This is a genomic window from Ramlibacter sp., assembly GCF_050250995.1.
Classification (GTDB): domain Bacteria; phylum Pseudomonadota; class Gammaproteobacteria; order Burkholderiales; family Burkholderiaceae_C; genus Ramlibacter.
The window spans coordinates 1-13,860 of record NZ_JBFWNP010000083.1; the positions used below are offsets into that span (position 1 = coordinate 1).

Genomic DNA, 13,860 nt, shown 5'->3' on the forward strand with positions numbered 1-13,860 from the left:
GGACGACGAGCGCTATCTCGAAACCTACTGGCGCAACATTCCCGGCATGTGGGTCCATGGCGACCTGGCGCTGCGCCGCGCCGACGGCAATTTCTTCATGGTGGGCCGCTCGGACGACACGCTCAAGGTCGCGGGCAAGCGGCTCGGACCCGCGGAAGTCGAGGAGATCGTGCTCGAACTTCCCGACGTCGCCGAGGCCGCGGCCATCGGCTTCGCCGATGCCGACAAGGGCCAGAAGCTCGTGGTGTTCGTGGTGCGGCACCCCGACTCGCGCGCGAACGACGCGGACCTCGAGAAGACGGTGATGGCGCACGTCGACAAGCGCCTCGGCCGCCCCTTCCGGCCGAGCGCGGTGCATCGCGTGAGCCAGTTGCCCAAGACGCGCAGTTCCAAGATCATGCGCCGCGTGATCCGCAGCGTGTACAGCAACACCCCGCCGGGCGATCTCTCGTCCCTCGACAACCCTGCGGCGCTCGACGACATTCGCGCCGCGGCCGCCAGTGCCTCAGCGTAGGTCCGTCATGGCGCAAGGCGCGGCCATCGCGACGCCGGCCGAGGCTGTCGCGCCGCCGCGCCCGGCCGATGCGCCGCGGCGGCCAGGCGCGCCGCGCCCGGCCATGGTCGCGCCGTTCGCCCGCGCGCTGTCGCTGCTCGGCGGCTTCACGCCGCAGGACCGCTGGCTGGGCAACCGCGACCTCGCGGCGCGCACGGGCCTGCCGCCCTCGACGATCTCTCGCATCGCGCAATCGCTCGTGATCCTGGGCTACCTGCATTACGACCCCGACGAGCGCAAGTACCGGCTCGCCGCGCCCGTGCTCGCGCTGGGCTATGCGGCCATCGCGAACTCGGACCTGCAACGTGCCGCGCGCGGCCACATGCAGGAACTGGCGGACCTGCAGCGCGTCCACGTCAACCTCAGCTCGCGCGACCGGCTGGAGCTCGTGGTCATGGAGACGTGCAGCGGTGCGCAGGCGCCGCTCGCGCTCAACCTGCATGTCGGCGCGCGCGTGGGCATCGCGTCGTCGCCCATGGGCTGGGCGTTGCTGGCCGCGCTGCCCGAGCTCGAACGCTACTACCTCATGGAAAACGTCGAGCGGCGCTTGCCGCGCGAGTGGCCGCGCGTGCGAAGGCGTCTGGGCAAGGCGATCGCCGAGGTGTACGAGCAGGGCTATTGCACCTCCATCGGCGAATGGGACCGCGACCTCGGGATCGTGGCCGCGCCGGTGCTGGTCGAAGGCCATGCGCCTTTCGTGATGGCCTGCGTCGGTTCGAGCGTGCAGATCACGCGGGCGCGTGTGGAGCGCGAGCTCGGCCCGAGGCTGCTCGGCGCGGCGCGGGCCATTCAACAGGTCGGGACCATTTCATGAGCGCATCGGCGCAGGCGAAGAACGGCGCGACGATCCTGACGGTGTCGCGCGGCCTGCACGTGCTGCGCGCGTTTCGCTCCTCGCGTTCGCCGCTCACCAATTCCGAGCTGGTGCGCTCCACCGGCCTGCCCAAGGCGACCGTGTCGCGCCTGACGAGCACGCTGCTGCACCTGGGCTTCCTGCGCCACGTGCGGGGCAGCCGGGAATTCGAGCTGGCCGCCGCGCCGCTCGGCATCGGCCACGCGTTCATCGCGTCGAGCGAACTGCTGCAGGTGGCGGACCCCTTCCTGCAGGAGCTCGCCGAGCGGCTCGGCGTGTCGGTGGCGCTGGCCGTCGGCGACGGGCTCGACATGCTGTACGTCGCCTATCGCGCGAGCCACAAGGTCGCCACGCTGCGCCTGGGCGTGGGCTCGGTGCTGCCGATGGGCACGACGTCCATCGGACACGCCTACCTGTGGGGCCTGCCGCCCGAGCAGCGTGCGCGGCAGATCGAGGACCTGAAGAAGGCCGCCGGTTCGCGCGAGGCGGTGATGCTGCGCGGCATGGAGGAGAGCTTCTCGGAGCTCTTCGCCGGTGGCGCCTGCGGCGTGCTGGGCGGCTACCAGCGCGACGCGTACGGCGTCGCCGTGCCGCTGCGCGTGGGGCGCGACCGCACCGTGATGGGCCTGAGCTGCGGCAAGGCCGACGTGCAGCCCGACCTCGCCGCCGAGCGCAAGCGCATCGCGCCCGTGCTGAAGAACGCGGCGACGCGGCTCGAGGAACTGCTGGCGGGGTTCGACGGGCTGCCCTGAGACCGCGCGCCCGTGCGTTCAGGCCGCAGGAGCAGCGGACGCACTCCCGCGCTTGCGCAGCCAGCGCATGAGCGCGCCCAGCACCGGCACCTTGGCATAGAACTCCTCGGCCGCGTCCCAGTAGTCGCGGTGCCACGCGATCCGGCCGTCGCTGGCGTCGAGGCGAAGGTGGGACGCGCCGCGGACCACCTGCATGCCCTTGCCGAGCGAAGGCGTGCGAAACGTGAACTCCCACACCAGCACCCAGTTCGCACCCGTGCCGATGCGCTCGACGATGCGAAAGCGCGGCTCGTCCAGGGTCTCGAACATGTGCGCATAGACGCGGGTGATCGCCGCAATGCCGCGCACCTCGTTGAAGGGGTCCTTGAAGTACGCGTCCTCGGTGTACCAGTCGCCCAGCGCCGGGAGATCCGCGGGCGAGAAGTCCTCGAAGAAGCGCTGGAAGTCGTCGATGGTCTTCATGTCAGAGTCCCGTCGCGCGCCGCACGGCCCATCGGTAGAGGCCGAAAGGCAGCAGCGACATCAGCTTGAGCGTCCATGTGAATCGCCGGGGGAAGTGGATTTCGAAGTCGCCCCGTTCCCAGCCCCGGATCATCGCCTCGGCCGCCTCGCGCGGCGTGATCAATGCGGGCATGCGGAAGTCGTTGCCCGCGGTCAGCGGCGTCTCGACGAAGCCGGGGTTGACGACGCTCACGCCCACGCCGCTGTCCTGCAGGTCGATCGACAGCGTCTGCGCCAGGTTGATCAGCGCGGCCTTCGTCGGCCCGTAGGCCAGGCTGTTGGGCAGGCCGCGGTAGCCGGCCACGCTGGAGACCAGGGCGATGTGGCCGCTGCGCTGCGCCAGCAGCGGCTTCAGCACCGCGTCCAGCAGAAGCAGCGCCCCTTCGTAGTTCACCGCCAGATGGCGCTGTGCCTGCGCGAGGTCGAATGCCGTCGCCCGCATCGGGCTGTAGTGGCCCGCGCAGTACACCACCATGTCGAGCGGGCCGCCCGCGAGGATGTCTCGTGCGGCGCCCTGGACGTCCGCCGCGGAGGTCGCATCGAGCGGCATCGGCACGGCGGCGGGATGCGACGCCGCGATTTCCGCGAGCGAGCGCGCGTTGCGGGCGGACACGTACACAGACGCACCGCGCGCGACCAGCGCCTCGGCCGTTGCGCGCCCGATGCCGCTCGACGCGCCGACGATCCAGATGCGGGCGCCGGTCCAGTCCGCGCGCGGCGGATTCGCGGCCATCATGTCTTGCGGAAGGCGAGTGTCACGTCGCCCAGGTGGATGCCGAACTTGCTCATGGCGGTGCGGTTGAGCAGCGTGCCGCCCGGCATGAGGAACATCCAGTCGTCCATGGCCATGTTCCAGGTGCGCCCGTCCACGGGCAAGGCGAGGGTGTAGGTCCAGTGCAGCGCGTTGCCGCTCGCGCGTCCCACGGCAACGCCGACCACGTCGTCGGCGCGGCCCTCGTAGGTGCCGACGCCGGTCTTCTTCACGCGCCAGATGCGCTTTTGCAGCGTGCCGTCGGAATAGGTGAAATCTTCGTCGAGCACGCCGTCGTTGCCTTGCCAGGTGCAATTCATCGCGACGGTGAATCGCTTCACGACCTTGCCGCTGCGGTCCGTGAACATGCCGGAGGCCAGAAGCTTGCCGTTGAAGTAGTCCTCCAGCAGCAGGGTGGGCTGCTCCGCGGCGTAATGGGTGACGTCGGGCGCGGCGCAGCCCGTAAGGACGAGAGCGGGCGCGGCAAGGAGGCAGGTGCGGCGGTCGAGGGTCATGGGGAGTCTCCGGTGCGGCCAAGGGAAAGATGAAGCAGGAGCGCCGCGCACAGCTTCAGCGCGCAGGGCAGCAGGCAATAGGCGGCGGTGAGGGCCGACAGCGCGGCCGCATCGCGTGCGCCGGGCGTGTAGCCGCCCAGCGCCAGCAGGGGCAGGGCAACGCCGGCGGCAAGCGCCAGGTTGAGCTTGGTCGCGAAGTTCCACCAGCCGAAGAAAAGGCCTTCGCTGCGGCCCTGTTCGCCCGCATCGCGAACGACGCCGGCCAGGATCGCACCGGGCAGGGCGAGATCGCTGCCGAGGGCGAAGCCGCTCGCCATGCACACGAGCGCGAAGGCGGTCGTGTCGCCCGCGCCCAGCGTCGATGCGCCGACGAAGGCGGCGACCGCGAGCATCATGCCCGCGCGCCAGCTCCGCACGAGCCCGATGCGCCGCACGGCGGCGAGCCACAGCGGCATCGACGCCGCGGCGCAGAGGAAGTACACGCCGAGAAAAAGCGCCTGAGCCGAGTCCGGCGCCTGCAGCCGGTCGCGGATGAAGAAGATCAGCAGGGTCGCCGGAATCGCGCTCGCGATGCCGTTGACGAGGAAGACGGCCAGCAGGGCGCGGAATGCGCGGTGCCTGAACGGCAGCCACTGCGAGAACGGCACGCCCGAATGCACGGCGGGTGCGTCTTCGGGCTTCGGCGTGGAGCGCCACGCGAACCACGCGAGCGCCAATGCCGCGGCGAGTGCCGCCGAGGTCCAGCCCCAGCCGACGAACGTGGGCAGCACCGAGGCGAGCAGCACGCCGAGCAGGCCGAAGCCCTCGCGCCAGCCGACGACGCGCGCGCGCTGCACCTCGTCGCCGGCGAGGCGCGCGCCCCAGGACTGGTGCGCGATGCCGATGGCGCTGTAGGCGAGGTAGGTGAGCATGAGCGCCATCGCGGCCCACGCGACGAGCGCGTCGCCGCGAACCGGAGGCAGGAAGAGCAGCGCGAAGCCGCTGGCCAGCGCGAGGGCGGCGAGCGCCACCGTGCCGAGCAGCCTGCCGGGCGAGCTGCGGTGCAGGCGATCCGTCCAGCGGCCGATCCAGGGGTCGATGAGTGCGTCGGCACACCGCGTGACAAGCAGCAGCGTGCCGAGCGTGGCGAGCGGCACGCCGAACTCGGTGGCGTAATGCGCGGGCAGCTGCACATAGAGCGGCAGCGCGACGAACGCGAGCGGCAGCCCCATCAGGCCATAGCGCCAGGCGTCGCGGGTGGCGATCACGGCCGCCCCAGGAGACGGGCGCGCATCGCGGGCTCCGACGTGTCCGGACCCAGCCAGATCGCGAAGAATCGCGTGGCGAAGCGGGGATCGGCCGTGTCGCCGAGAAAGCGGTCGTTGTGGAAGAACGAAGCGCCGCGGCCGGGGCGGTGGACGCCCGCGATGCGGTCGCCGGGCTTCACGTCGGGCAGCAGCGCCGCGAGCGACTGCTCCCAGCGGGCGGCGACGCCGGGGTCGATGTCGCCGGCCCGCTTCATCTCCACGAGCGAACGCGCGGCGATGTCGCGGCCGCTGAACGCGCGCGCGTAGGTCAGTTCGAGCGCGAAGGCATGCTCGTCCGGCCGCAGCGGATCGAAGCCGCGCGCGGCCCACAGCTTCGCGTCGTAGACGTGCAGGCCGAACCACGTGAGCCGGGCGCTGCCGTGCAGGCGCGGCTCGCTCAATTGCTGCCGCCAGGGCGCGACGGCCCGCTCGCCGGCCTGCGCCTGCGTCTGGCCTTGCGCTTGCCCTTGCGCCCGCGCGGGGACCGCCGCGAGCGCCGGGGCGAGCGCCACCAGCATCACGCCGGCCGCTTGCGCAAGGTGTACTGGACGACGTCCGTGTTGCCGTGGAGGAAGGCGGCTTCGCAGTAGCACAGGTAGAACTCCCACATGCGGATGAATCGCTCGTCGAAGCCGAGCGCCATGACTTCCTCGCGCCGCGCGAGAAAGCCGTCGCGCCAATGGCGCAGCGTGCGCGCGTAGTCCTGCCCGAAGGCGAAGGACTCGACGACTTCCAGCCCGGCGGCCTGCGCCTGCGCCACGAATTCGCGCGGACAGGGCAGGCAGCCGCCGGGGAAGATGTACTGCTGGATGAAGTCGGTGCCGGCGACGTAGCGGTTCCACAGGGCGTCGTCGATGACGATCGCCTGCACGCAGGCCCGGCCCCCGGGCACGAGCAGGCGCGCCACGGCCGCGAAGTAGGTCGGCCAGTACTCGCGGCCGACCGCCTCCACCATCTCGATGGAGCACACCGCGTCGTACGGCCCGTCGTCGATGTCGCGGTAGTCCTGCAGGCGCAGGTCCGCGCGTTCGCCGAGCCCGGCCTTCTCGAGCCGCTCGCGCGCGTAGGCGAGCTGCTCGTGCGAGAGCGTGACGCCGGTGACGTGCGCGCCGAATTCGCCGGCCGCCATCTCCGCGAGCGCGCCCCAGCCGCAGCCGATTTCCAGCACGCGGTCGCCGGCCTGCACGCCGGCCGCGTTCAGCGCCCGGCGCACCTTCGCGCGCTGGGCGTCGGGCATCGCCATGCCGGGCTGCTCGAAGAGCGCGGACGAGTAGTTCATCGTCTCGTCGAGCCACAGGCCGTAGAACGCATTGCCCAGGTCGTAATGCGCCTCGATGTTGCGCCGGCTGCCCGCGCGCGAGTTGCGGTTGAGCAGGTGGCGAAGGCGCGCGAGCAGCGTCGTCCAGGCGCTGCCGTACACCGCGCCCTCGAGTTCGCGCCGGTTCTGCACGAGCAGCGACAGCGTGGCCGAAAGATCGCTCGTGCTCCAGCCGCCCGCCATCCAGCTTTCCGCCAGGCCGATGTCGCCGCGCGCGAGGCAGGCCGCGAACAGGTCCCAGTCCCGCACGCGCAGGGTCGCCGCGGGCTCGCCGCTGCCGACGTGGCGGCTGCTGCCGTCGGGCAGGTAGAGGTGCAGGCGGCCGTGGCGGATGCGCTCGAGCAGAGCCAGCGCGGCGCGGGCCGCGTTGGGGATGCGCGGCGCGGGGGACGGCGGCAAGGTGGTGGTGTTCATGCGGGTCCTCCGCGGCTCGCCCGCTGCACGGGCCCCGCGGGTTGGTGAATGAAGGGAACCTTGCGCAGCCACAGGCGCAGCGCGTGCCAGTGGATGCGCCAGACGATGGCGAGGCCGAGGAACGGAAAGCGCAGGAGCGCCACGCGGATGGCCGAGGCCGTGAGCGGCTGCAGCCGGCCGCTCACGCTCGTTTGCAGCAGGGCGCCCTGTCCGTCGTCGTAGTCGATGCGCACGACGGTGCGCTCGCGCGAGGGCGTGGTGAGGAAGCGGAAGCGGTAGTGGCCCGTCACCTCGCAGAAGGGCGACACGTGAAAGCGCTTCTCGGCGCGCAGTTCGCGGCCCCAGGCCGCGTCGTCCAGCACGTAGGCATGGCGCTCGCCGAAGGTGTTGTGCACTTCGGCGACGATCGCGCGCAGGCTTCCGTCGGCGCGATGGCAGTACCAGAAGCTCACCGGCTTGAAGGCATGGCCGAACACGCGCGGAAAGCAATGCAGCCAGGCTTCGCCATCGGCGTCGGCGATGCCCTCGCTCGCCAGCAGGTCGTCGAGCCACTGCAGGGCGTCGGCTCCGCCTTCGCCGTGGTCGCTGTCGCGAAAGGAGAAAAGCGCGCGGCGATTGCGCGCGAGCGCCCACGATGCATGGCGCCAGCTGCGCATGGGCAGCAGCACGAAGAGCGTCGGGTACGCGAACGCGTGCGCCACCGGCCGCAGCCGCGCGTGGCGCACCTCGCCGTAGCCGATCAGCGGCGCGTTCACGGTGCGCCAGCGAACGTTGCGGATTGCGCGGGCCGGGCGGCGGGCTCGGCGGACGCGAGCGAGACCATCACCCCGCGCGCGGCGGTGAGTCCGGATTGCAGGCCGTCCTCGTGAAAGCCGTACTTCGTCCACGCGCCGCAGAACCAGACATTGCTGCGGCCCTGGATGCGCGACAGCTGGCCCTGGGCTTGCAGCGCCGCGGCATCGAAGACGGGATGGTCGTAGTCGTATTCGCCGACGACGTGGGCCGGATCGATCGCGCGCAGGGGATTGAGCGACACGATCACGGGCCGCTTCCAGGGCAGCGGCTGGAGCTTGCCGATCAGGTAGTGCAGGCAGACCCGCGACTCGCCCCCCGGCGTGGTGCCGTTCTCGTAGTTCCAGGCGGACCATGCGCTCGCGCGGCGGGGCAGCACGGCGGCGTCGGTGTGCAGCACCGCCCGGTTGGGCTGGTAGCGGATGGCGCCCAGCGTCGTTCGTTCCTCGGCGCTCGCGTCGTGCAGGAGCCGCAGCGCCTGGTCCGGATGCGTCGCGATCACCACGCGGTCGAAATGCTCCTGGCCTTGCGCGGTGGTGAGCCAGGCGCCCGAGACGTCGCGGCGGATGCCCGTCACGCCGCAGCCCGGCCGGGCATCCTCGAGCGACGCCACGATGGCGCGCACGTAGCGGGCCGAGCCGCCCGCGACCGTGTACCACTGCGGCCGGTCGGCCACCTGCAGCAGGCCATGGTTGTGGCAGAAGCGGATCAGCGTGCCCGCGGGAAAGGCGAGCATCGCCTCGGTCGGCATGCTCCAGATGCAGGCCGTCATGGGCAGCAGGTACCAGTCGCGGAAGTCCTGGCCGAAGCCATGCGCGTCGAGAAAGGCGCCGAGCGACTGGTCCAGCATCTCGTCGAGGCCCGACTGCGCCATGCGCGTGGCGAGCCGGTTGAAGCGAAGCAGCTCGGAGAGCATGCGCCAGAAGCGGGGCCGCAGCAGGTTGCGGCGCTGCGCGAAGACCGCGCCGAAGTCCGCGCCGCCCCATTCGAGACGGCCGCCGTCGAGCGCGCGCGGCGCCTGCACGGAGAACGACATGTCGGACGGCGCCGTCTGCACCCCGAGCTCCTCGAACATCGCGCGCAGGCCGGGATAGGTGCGGTGGTTGAAGACGAGGAAGCCCGTGTCGACGCCGTGCCGGATGCCGTCGAGCGTGACCTCGACCGTGTGCGCGTGGCCGCCGAAGCGCGAGGCGGCTTCGAACAGCGTGACGTGCGCATGGGGCGTGAGGGCACGCGCGGTGGCGAGGCCCGCGATGCCGCTGCCCACGACGGCGACGCGCGGCCGCGCGCCGCGAAAGGCCGAAGGATTCTCGTAGGCTCCGAACATGGGCAGGGCGCTCCTGGTTTTCATCAGTTTACGTGTTTGTCATATGACAATGTTGGGCAGTCGGATATTTTTCGGATTCTGCGCATTCGTTCGCGCAGCCGCACAATCGCCGCATGTCGAACGTGCCGGCCAACGCGACTCAGTACGCACCGAAGTCGATTTCGGATGTCGAGCGCGAGACCGGCTTGCCGCGCGCCACGATCCGCATCTGGGAGCGGCGCTACGGGTTTCCGTCGCCCGTGCGCGATGCGCGGGGCGAGCGCTGCTACTCGGACGCGGAGGTCCGCAAGCTGCGGCTGATGCGCGACCTGGTGGAGCGCGGCGAGCGCCCTGGCCGGCTGCTCGCCCTGTCGGCCGATGCGCTGCAGGCGCTGCGGGACCGTGCGGTGGCCGAAGCGGCGGCGCCGGCGCGCACGCCGCGCGTCGTGCGCGAGCTCCTGCAACTGCTCAGGTCGCACGACGTCGCGGGCGTGCGTCGCCATCTGCAGGGGCGCCTGGACGAGCTGGGACTGGCGGCCTTCGCGGGCGACGCCGTTCCCGCGTTCGGCGCCGCCATCGGCGCCGCGTGGGCCAGCGGCGAGCTACAGGTTCACGAGGAGCATCTCTACAGCGATTGCCTGCAGGACGTGCTGCGTCCGGCGACGGCGCGGCTGGCCGCGCTGCACCGCCCCGAGGCGCCGCGCGTGCTGCTCGCCACCTTTCCGCAGGAGTCGCATGTGCTGGGCCTGCTGATCGCCCAGGCACTGTTCGCGCTGCAGGGCTGCCCCACCATCTCCCTCGGCGCGCGGCTGCCGCTCGACCAGATCGCGGAGGCGGCGCGGGCGCATGGCGCGGAGCTGATCGGCCTGAGCTTTACCGCGAGCATGAATCCGACGCATGTGCTGCGCGGTCTCGAAGCCTTGCGCGGCCAGGTGCCGGCCGCGGTGCGCATCTGGGCCGGCGGCTCGGCGCCGGTGCTTCGCAGGCGTTTGCCGGCGGGGGTCAGGGCGGTTCACGACGCGAGGGATATCGCGCACCTGCTGGCGGAGGATTTTGCGCTGGCGCCCCGTTGAACTCGCAGGTGGCTGGGGCATCCGGACCGGTGGTGAATCCGCGCCTGTTCTCCTGAGAGAACTCGCGGCGAGGCATGCCGTCGGCGGCTCGCGATGACTCCCGTTGCGCCCGGAGATCATTGCGGGGAGACCGGGGCGTCGAAGCATCCACCGCGGCCCCCGATCCGATTACTCGGGAACGATGCCGGCCTTCTCCACGAGCCGCGCCCAGCGCGCGATCTCGGTCTTCTGGAACGCGGCGAGTTCGCTGCGGCTCATGGGAATCGGCTTCCAGGCGTTCGCGCCGAAGTACTTCGCGGCGTCGGGCGTGCGCATGATGTCGGCGATCGTCTTGCCGAGCTTGTCCGCGACGTCGGCGGGCGTGCCCTTGGGCGCGAAGGCCGCGATCCAGCCGTTCGTTTCGTAGCCGGAGACGCCTTGCTCGGCGATGGTCGGGATGTCTTCGTACCCGGGCATGCGCGCGCGCGTCGACACGCCGAGCGCCTTCAGCTTGCCGGCCCTCACGAGCGGCATCACGGCCGGTGCATCGCCGAACACGGCGTCGATCTGCCCGCCGATCACGTCGGTGATCGCGGCGGGGAGCGCCTTGTACGAGACGTTGACGAGTTCGATGTTGGCCAGGTCGCGCATCACTTCGCCGCCGGCGCGCGACGAGGAGTTGCCGCTGCCGAAGGTGAGGCGTCCCTTCTTCTTCGCGAGCGCGATGAACTCCTGCACGTTGTTCGCGGGCGTCGAGGGCGCCACGACGAGCACGACGCCGCCGATGATCACGCCGCTGAGCGGCACGAAGTCGTTCACCGGCTCGTAGGGCACCTTCTTGAAGAGCGCCGTGTTCGCCGCGTGCGTGGTGTTGGTGCCGAATGTGATGTAGTGGCCGTCGGCGGGTTGCTGCAGCAGGTACTGCAGCGCGATGAAGCCGTTGGCGCCGGCCTTGTTCTCCACGATCACGGGCTGCTTGTACTGCTCGGACATCTTCTGCCCGACGTAGCGCGCGGCCTGGTCGGTCGTCGTGCCCGCGGCGAAGGGGACGACGATGTGGATGGGTTTGGTGGGGAAGGTGGCGGCGGTCTGCGCGTGGGACGCGGCCGCGGCGGCGAACATGAGCGAGAACGCGGCGATGCGCTTGAACTGGGCCCGGAACTGCACTGGTGTCTCCTGATTGCTTGGAATGGAATGATCGCCCGAGAGGGGCGCGGAGGATAGCGGGAAAATCCCTCGAATGAGGACGGGGGCATGGTGCTGGCACGCGGGTAGCTTGACCCAGATTCAAGTAGCGGCGAAGCTCAAGCGTCTCCTGTCGTTCGTGTCGAATACCGTAAGAGGAGGCGGAACCTTGACGTGGGGAATTTGTCGCTGTGCGCAGAGCGATCGCGCGCTCCAAAAGAAATCTTGACCGCGATTACGGACCGGCAGGTCTTAAGTCGAGTGAGGTAGGCCGAGCGTCGAAATACGCCTTACTACGCCCAAGAAAGGCTAGGTTGATATCCGGTGAGCCGATCCCGGGGTACCGTCTCATTGACTCCATGAACTGGGCTATGCAGTTCTACGAAGTATGGAAAGGCCAATTCGGCAACGAACCCGATGTCGTAGTGGCGTCCGTTGCGACAATTCCCGTTCATTTTTACCACTGACGTAACCTGCGAAAAGCCAAGTCGGTTGCCGCTCTCCAAGTTTGATAGGGCATCAAACGCTAGAGCGCTCGGGCGGGCGTCCGCAGAAGTAAGGGGCTGATCGGATTTGCACACCAGTGCGTAGTGCGTCGTCTTGTCCCGATGCCCCGTCGAGCCCCTACTAGTCACCCTAGAGGCCAGAGGCATTGGCCACCAATCCCCATTCATGTCTCGGGCTCGCGTCCATCGTACGACGCGCGACGGATTGACGTCGGCTACCTTCGCGCTGGATATCATGGGAGAGAAGACGGCGAGCGGACGATGTTCGAGTTTTACAAGTGCCCGTATCCCGGGCGCAATGCTGTTCCCGATGCCCCAAAGAAAGATCCCGCCATTTTCGAATCGTTCGCGCTCTTTCCTCGCCAGGATTGCGTCGGCTGGTTCGCCTGCTTCTGTTCCGTATTTCGTCCAACAAAAACGTGATGGGAGTTCCGGCATTGTCATATCCATTTATTCGTTTATGATAAGCCCGATGGGTCAGACCAGCAAGGGGGAAGCGCTTGAGTCTAAGTGGTCACGAGTTCGAGACCTGATCGCGCGCTACGAGGCCAATAACGGAGGCCCAGGACAGGTCGCCCTCGCCGTGGAGGCTGGCACAAGCCAAGCGAGCATCTCGCGCATCGCCCATAGGCAGCCAGAGCGGCTCGGCGGAGCCTTTATACGTTTACTCGCCTTGGCGGATAAAGATGTAGGCCGGGCACCACCGGTGATCCATAAGGAGCTCGCGGCGGCGTTGGGTGAAGTGTGGACTGGGACAGACGAGCATGCGGAGGCCCTGGCTGCAATAATTCGTGCAGCTGGTCACGCAGCGAGAGTTGCGCGACGCTAACAATGTCAAAAACACAGGCACTCATCGACCGACTGCAACAGGCAGGCTTTTCGGAGCATTTCCTGAACGCCACGCTCCCGCCATGGGCGGCAACTGAGCAGTCGCCCTCCGGTCAGATGATGCTGCGCCTTTTGTTAGCGCGCCGGCTGAACCTAGACCCCGAAACTTTAATGGACGATGAGGCGGCTCTGACGTTTCTGCAAAGCGGTCCAATCAAGTTCAAGCACATGCGGCTCGGACCCGGGCAAAGGAAGGACACTCTCACCGCATACGCGCTTGGTGTTGCACGCATTCTCCTTTCGGCGGCTGCTGGTCATCCGGTGACGTTGGTTCCAGTGGCCTCGTCGCTTAGGTCTAGTATCCTCGCTTCGGGCCGCGACAATATTGGCTTTGGCGACGTGCTCTCGGCATGCTGGGCCCTTGGGATTCCAGTTATCCACTTGCGATTGTTCCCTGCGCAAGCCAAGGGGGTGACTGCGGTTGCAGTTCGGCTGGGCCAGCGTCACGCAATACTGGTTGCCAGAGAGTCAGGCGTGCCCGCCCAATATATGTTCCACGTGGCCCACGAGCTGGGGCACATTGCATTGGGTCATCTTAAGGACGCTGCTGCAATAGTTGATGCAGACCCGCACGATGAGGCGAACGCGGGCGAGCCCCTGATTGATGACGACGAGGAAAGAGCCGCGGACGAGTACGCTCAAGAATTGCTTACGGGGGTGCGTCATTTCGTCGTAAGCCGCAACCTCTCGGGCGCGGCCGGCACAGCCCGCGAGCTTGCAGATCGCGCGAAACAGCTGGGGGCCGAAATGCAGGTCGACCCAGGGCACGTGGTTATGAACTACGGTTTTTCGACGGGCGAGTGGCCATTGGCAATGGCCGCGGCGAAGCTGGCGCCGGGGCAGGATGAGTCGTTATCCAGTTTGGTCAACCGCGTGCTTTGGGAGCAACTGCCTGAGAGAACTGGCGATCAATCGGAGCACTTCCTCCGTGCGGTGGCTCCGGTATGAGCGATCTCGACCTCTTAGTCGATAACGATGTCGTCATCAAATTGGCGCAGCTTGACTGCTACGACCATGCACTAGAGGCGATTGGGCGTGGTCGAGAGCAGGTGGGCTCGCTTGGTGCCTATTCCACTGATCGCGGGCACCCATTCCACGCGATGGCGGGCAGCGTTCCATCGTGATCGCGGGCAACGTTCCGCCGTGATGGTGGGCAGTCGCGCGTGGCCCGGAGTGACGGTGGAATCG

14 protein-coding genes are annotated in these 13,860 nt (G+C 68.8%); 5 read left to right on the top strand and 9 right to left on the bottom strand.

Annotated elements, in window-relative coordinates:
- From AB7E83_RS27230 to AB7E83_RS27240, 3 genes are all read left to right on the top strand, one after another.
- Window positions 1-514: AMP-binding enzyme (locus AB7E83_RS27230; protein WP_428574503.1), on the top strand; the 514-nt coding region annotated here is incomplete at its 5' end.
- Between the two features lie 7 nt (window positions 515-521).
- Complete coding sequence (locus tag AB7E83_RS27235; RefSeq protein WP_428574505.1) at window positions 522-1,367, top strand: IclR family transcriptional regulator; 846 nt, start codon at window positions 522-524, stop codon at window positions 1,365-1,367.
- Window positions 1,364-2,158, top strand: a complete 795-nt coding sequence (locus AB7E83_RS27240; RefSeq protein WP_428574507.1) for an IclR family transcriptional regulator — start codon at window positions 1,364-1,366, stop codon at window positions 2,156-2,158. The genes AB7E83_RS27235 and AB7E83_RS27240 overlap by 4 nt, the downstream gene beginning before the upstream one ends.
- A gap of 18 nt (window positions 2,159-2,176) precedes the next feature.
- Here AB7E83_RS27240 and AB7E83_RS27245 read toward each other — a convergent pair whose 3' ends face one another.
- From AB7E83_RS27245 to AB7E83_RS27280, 8 genes are read right to left on the bottom strand one after another with little or no spacing between them, the layout of a single operon-like run.
- Window positions 2,177-2,620, bottom strand: coding sequence for a nuclear transport factor 2 family protein (locus AB7E83_RS27245; RefSeq protein WP_428574509.1), 444 nt, complete (start codon window positions 2,618-2,620; stop codon window positions 2,177-2,179).
- Between the two features lies 1 nt (window position 2,621).
- Complete coding sequence (locus AB7E83_RS27250; RefSeq protein ID WP_428574511.1) at window positions 2,622-3,392, bottom strand: SDR family NAD(P)-dependent oxidoreductase; 771 nt, start codon at window positions 3,390-3,392, stop codon at window positions 2,622-2,624.
- The gene (locus AB7E83_RS27255) at window positions 3,392-3,925 is read right to left on the bottom strand and encodes a DUF3833 domain-containing protein (RefSeq protein WP_428574513.1); all 534 of its coding nucleotides are present in this window, start codon (window positions 3,923-3,925) and stop codon (window positions 3,392-3,394) included. The genes AB7E83_RS27250 and AB7E83_RS27255 overlap by 1 nt, the downstream gene beginning before the upstream one ends.
- Complete coding sequence (locus tag AB7E83_RS27260) at window positions 3,922-5,172, bottom strand: MFS transporter (RefSeq protein WP_428574515.1); 1,251 nt, start codon at window positions 5,170-5,172, stop codon at window positions 3,922-3,924. The genes AB7E83_RS27255 and AB7E83_RS27260 overlap by 4 nt, the downstream gene beginning before the upstream one ends.
- Window positions 5,169-5,729 (bottom strand): chalcone isomerase family protein, encoded by a 561-nt coding sequence (locus AB7E83_RS27265; protein WP_428574517.1) that lies wholly within the window; start codon window positions 5,727-5,729, stop codon window positions 5,169-5,171. Before AB7E83_RS27265 ends, AB7E83_RS27260 begins: the two co-directional genes overlap by 4 nt.
- On the bottom strand, window positions 5,729-6,943 hold the full coding sequence (locus AB7E83_RS27270) for a class I SAM-dependent methyltransferase (protein WP_428574519.1): 1,215 nt from the start codon (window positions 6,941-6,943) through the stop codon (window positions 5,729-5,731). Before AB7E83_RS27270 ends, AB7E83_RS27265 begins: the two co-directional genes overlap by 1 nt.
- Window positions 6,940-7,698 (bottom strand): DUF1365 domain-containing protein, encoded by a 759-nt coding sequence (locus AB7E83_RS27275; protein WP_428574521.1) that lies wholly within the window; start codon window positions 7,696-7,698, stop codon window positions 6,940-6,942. Before AB7E83_RS27275 ends, AB7E83_RS27270 begins: the two co-directional genes overlap by 4 nt.
- Complete coding sequence (locus AB7E83_RS27280) at window positions 7,695-9,062, bottom strand: NAD(P)/FAD-dependent oxidoreductase (RefSeq protein ID WP_428574528.1); 1,368 nt, start codon at window positions 9,060-9,062, stop codon at window positions 7,695-7,697. Before AB7E83_RS27280 ends, AB7E83_RS27275 begins: the two co-directional genes overlap by 4 nt.
- A gap of 113 nt (window positions 9,063-9,175) precedes the next feature.
- On the opposite strand from AB7E83_RS27280, the gene AB7E83_RS27285 reads away from it, so the two are divergent.
- Entirely contained in the window at window positions 9,176-10,114 is a 939-nt protein-coding gene (locus AB7E83_RS27285; protein WP_428574523.1) for a MerR family transcriptional regulator, read from the top strand.
- 168 nt (window positions 10,115-10,282) lie between these two features.
- Here AB7E83_RS27285 and AB7E83_RS27290 read toward each other — a convergent pair whose 3' ends face one another.
- On the bottom strand, window positions 10,283-11,260 hold the full coding sequence (locus tag AB7E83_RS27290) for a Bug family tripartite tricarboxylate transporter substrate binding protein (RefSeq protein WP_428574525.1): 978 nt from the start codon (window positions 11,258-11,260) through the stop codon (window positions 10,283-10,285).
- A 1,355-nt stretch (window positions 11,261-12,615) separates the two neighbouring features.
- On the opposite strand from AB7E83_RS27290, the gene AB7E83_RS27295 reads away from it, so the two are divergent.
- A complete protein-coding gene (locus AB7E83_RS27295) occupies window positions 12,616-13,620 on the top strand; it encodes an ImmA/IrrE family metallo-endopeptidase (RefSeq protein ID WP_428574526.1) in 1,005 nt (334 codons plus the stop codon).
- Window positions 13,621-13,860: the final 240 nt, after the last annotated feature.

Coding starts and splice junctions, on each gene's coding strand:
- AB7E83_RS27235 (WP_428574505.1), top strand. CDS start 522: ATGGCGCAAGGCGCGGCCATCGCGACGCCGGCCGAGGCTGTCGCGCCG.
- AB7E83_RS27240 (WP_428574507.1), top strand. CDS start 1,364: ATGAGCGCATCGGCGCAGGCGAAGAACGGCGCGACGATCCTGACGGTG.
- AB7E83_RS27245 (WP_428574509.1), bottom strand. CDS start 2,620: ATGAAGACCATCGACGACTTCCAGCGCTTCTTCGAGGACTTCTCGCCC.
- AB7E83_RS27250 (WP_428574511.1), bottom strand. CDS start 3,392: ATGGCCGCGAATCCGCCGCGCGCGGACTGGACCGGCGCCCGCATCTGG.
- AB7E83_RS27255 (WP_428574513.1), bottom strand. CDS start 3,925: ATGACCCTCGACCGCCGCACCTGCCTCCTTGCCGCGCCCGCTCTCGTC.
- AB7E83_RS27265 (WP_428574517.1), bottom strand. CDS start 5,729: ATGCTGGTGGCGCTCGCCCCGGCGCTCGCGGCGGTCCCCGCGCGGGCG.
- AB7E83_RS27270 (WP_428574519.1), bottom strand. CDS start 6,943: ATGAACACCACCACCTTGCCGCCGTCCCCCGCGCCGCGCATCCCCAAC.
- AB7E83_RS27280 (WP_428574528.1), bottom strand. CDS start 9,062: ATGTTCGGAGCCTACGAGAATCCTTCGGCCTTTCGCGGCGCGCGGCCG.
- AB7E83_RS27285 (WP_428574523.1), top strand. CDS start 9,176: ATGTCGAACGTGCCGGCCAACGCGACTCAGTACGCACCGAAGTCGATT.
- AB7E83_RS27295 (WP_428574526.1), top strand. CDS start 12,616: ATGTCAAAAACACAGGCACTCATCGACCGACTGCAACAGGCAGGCTTT.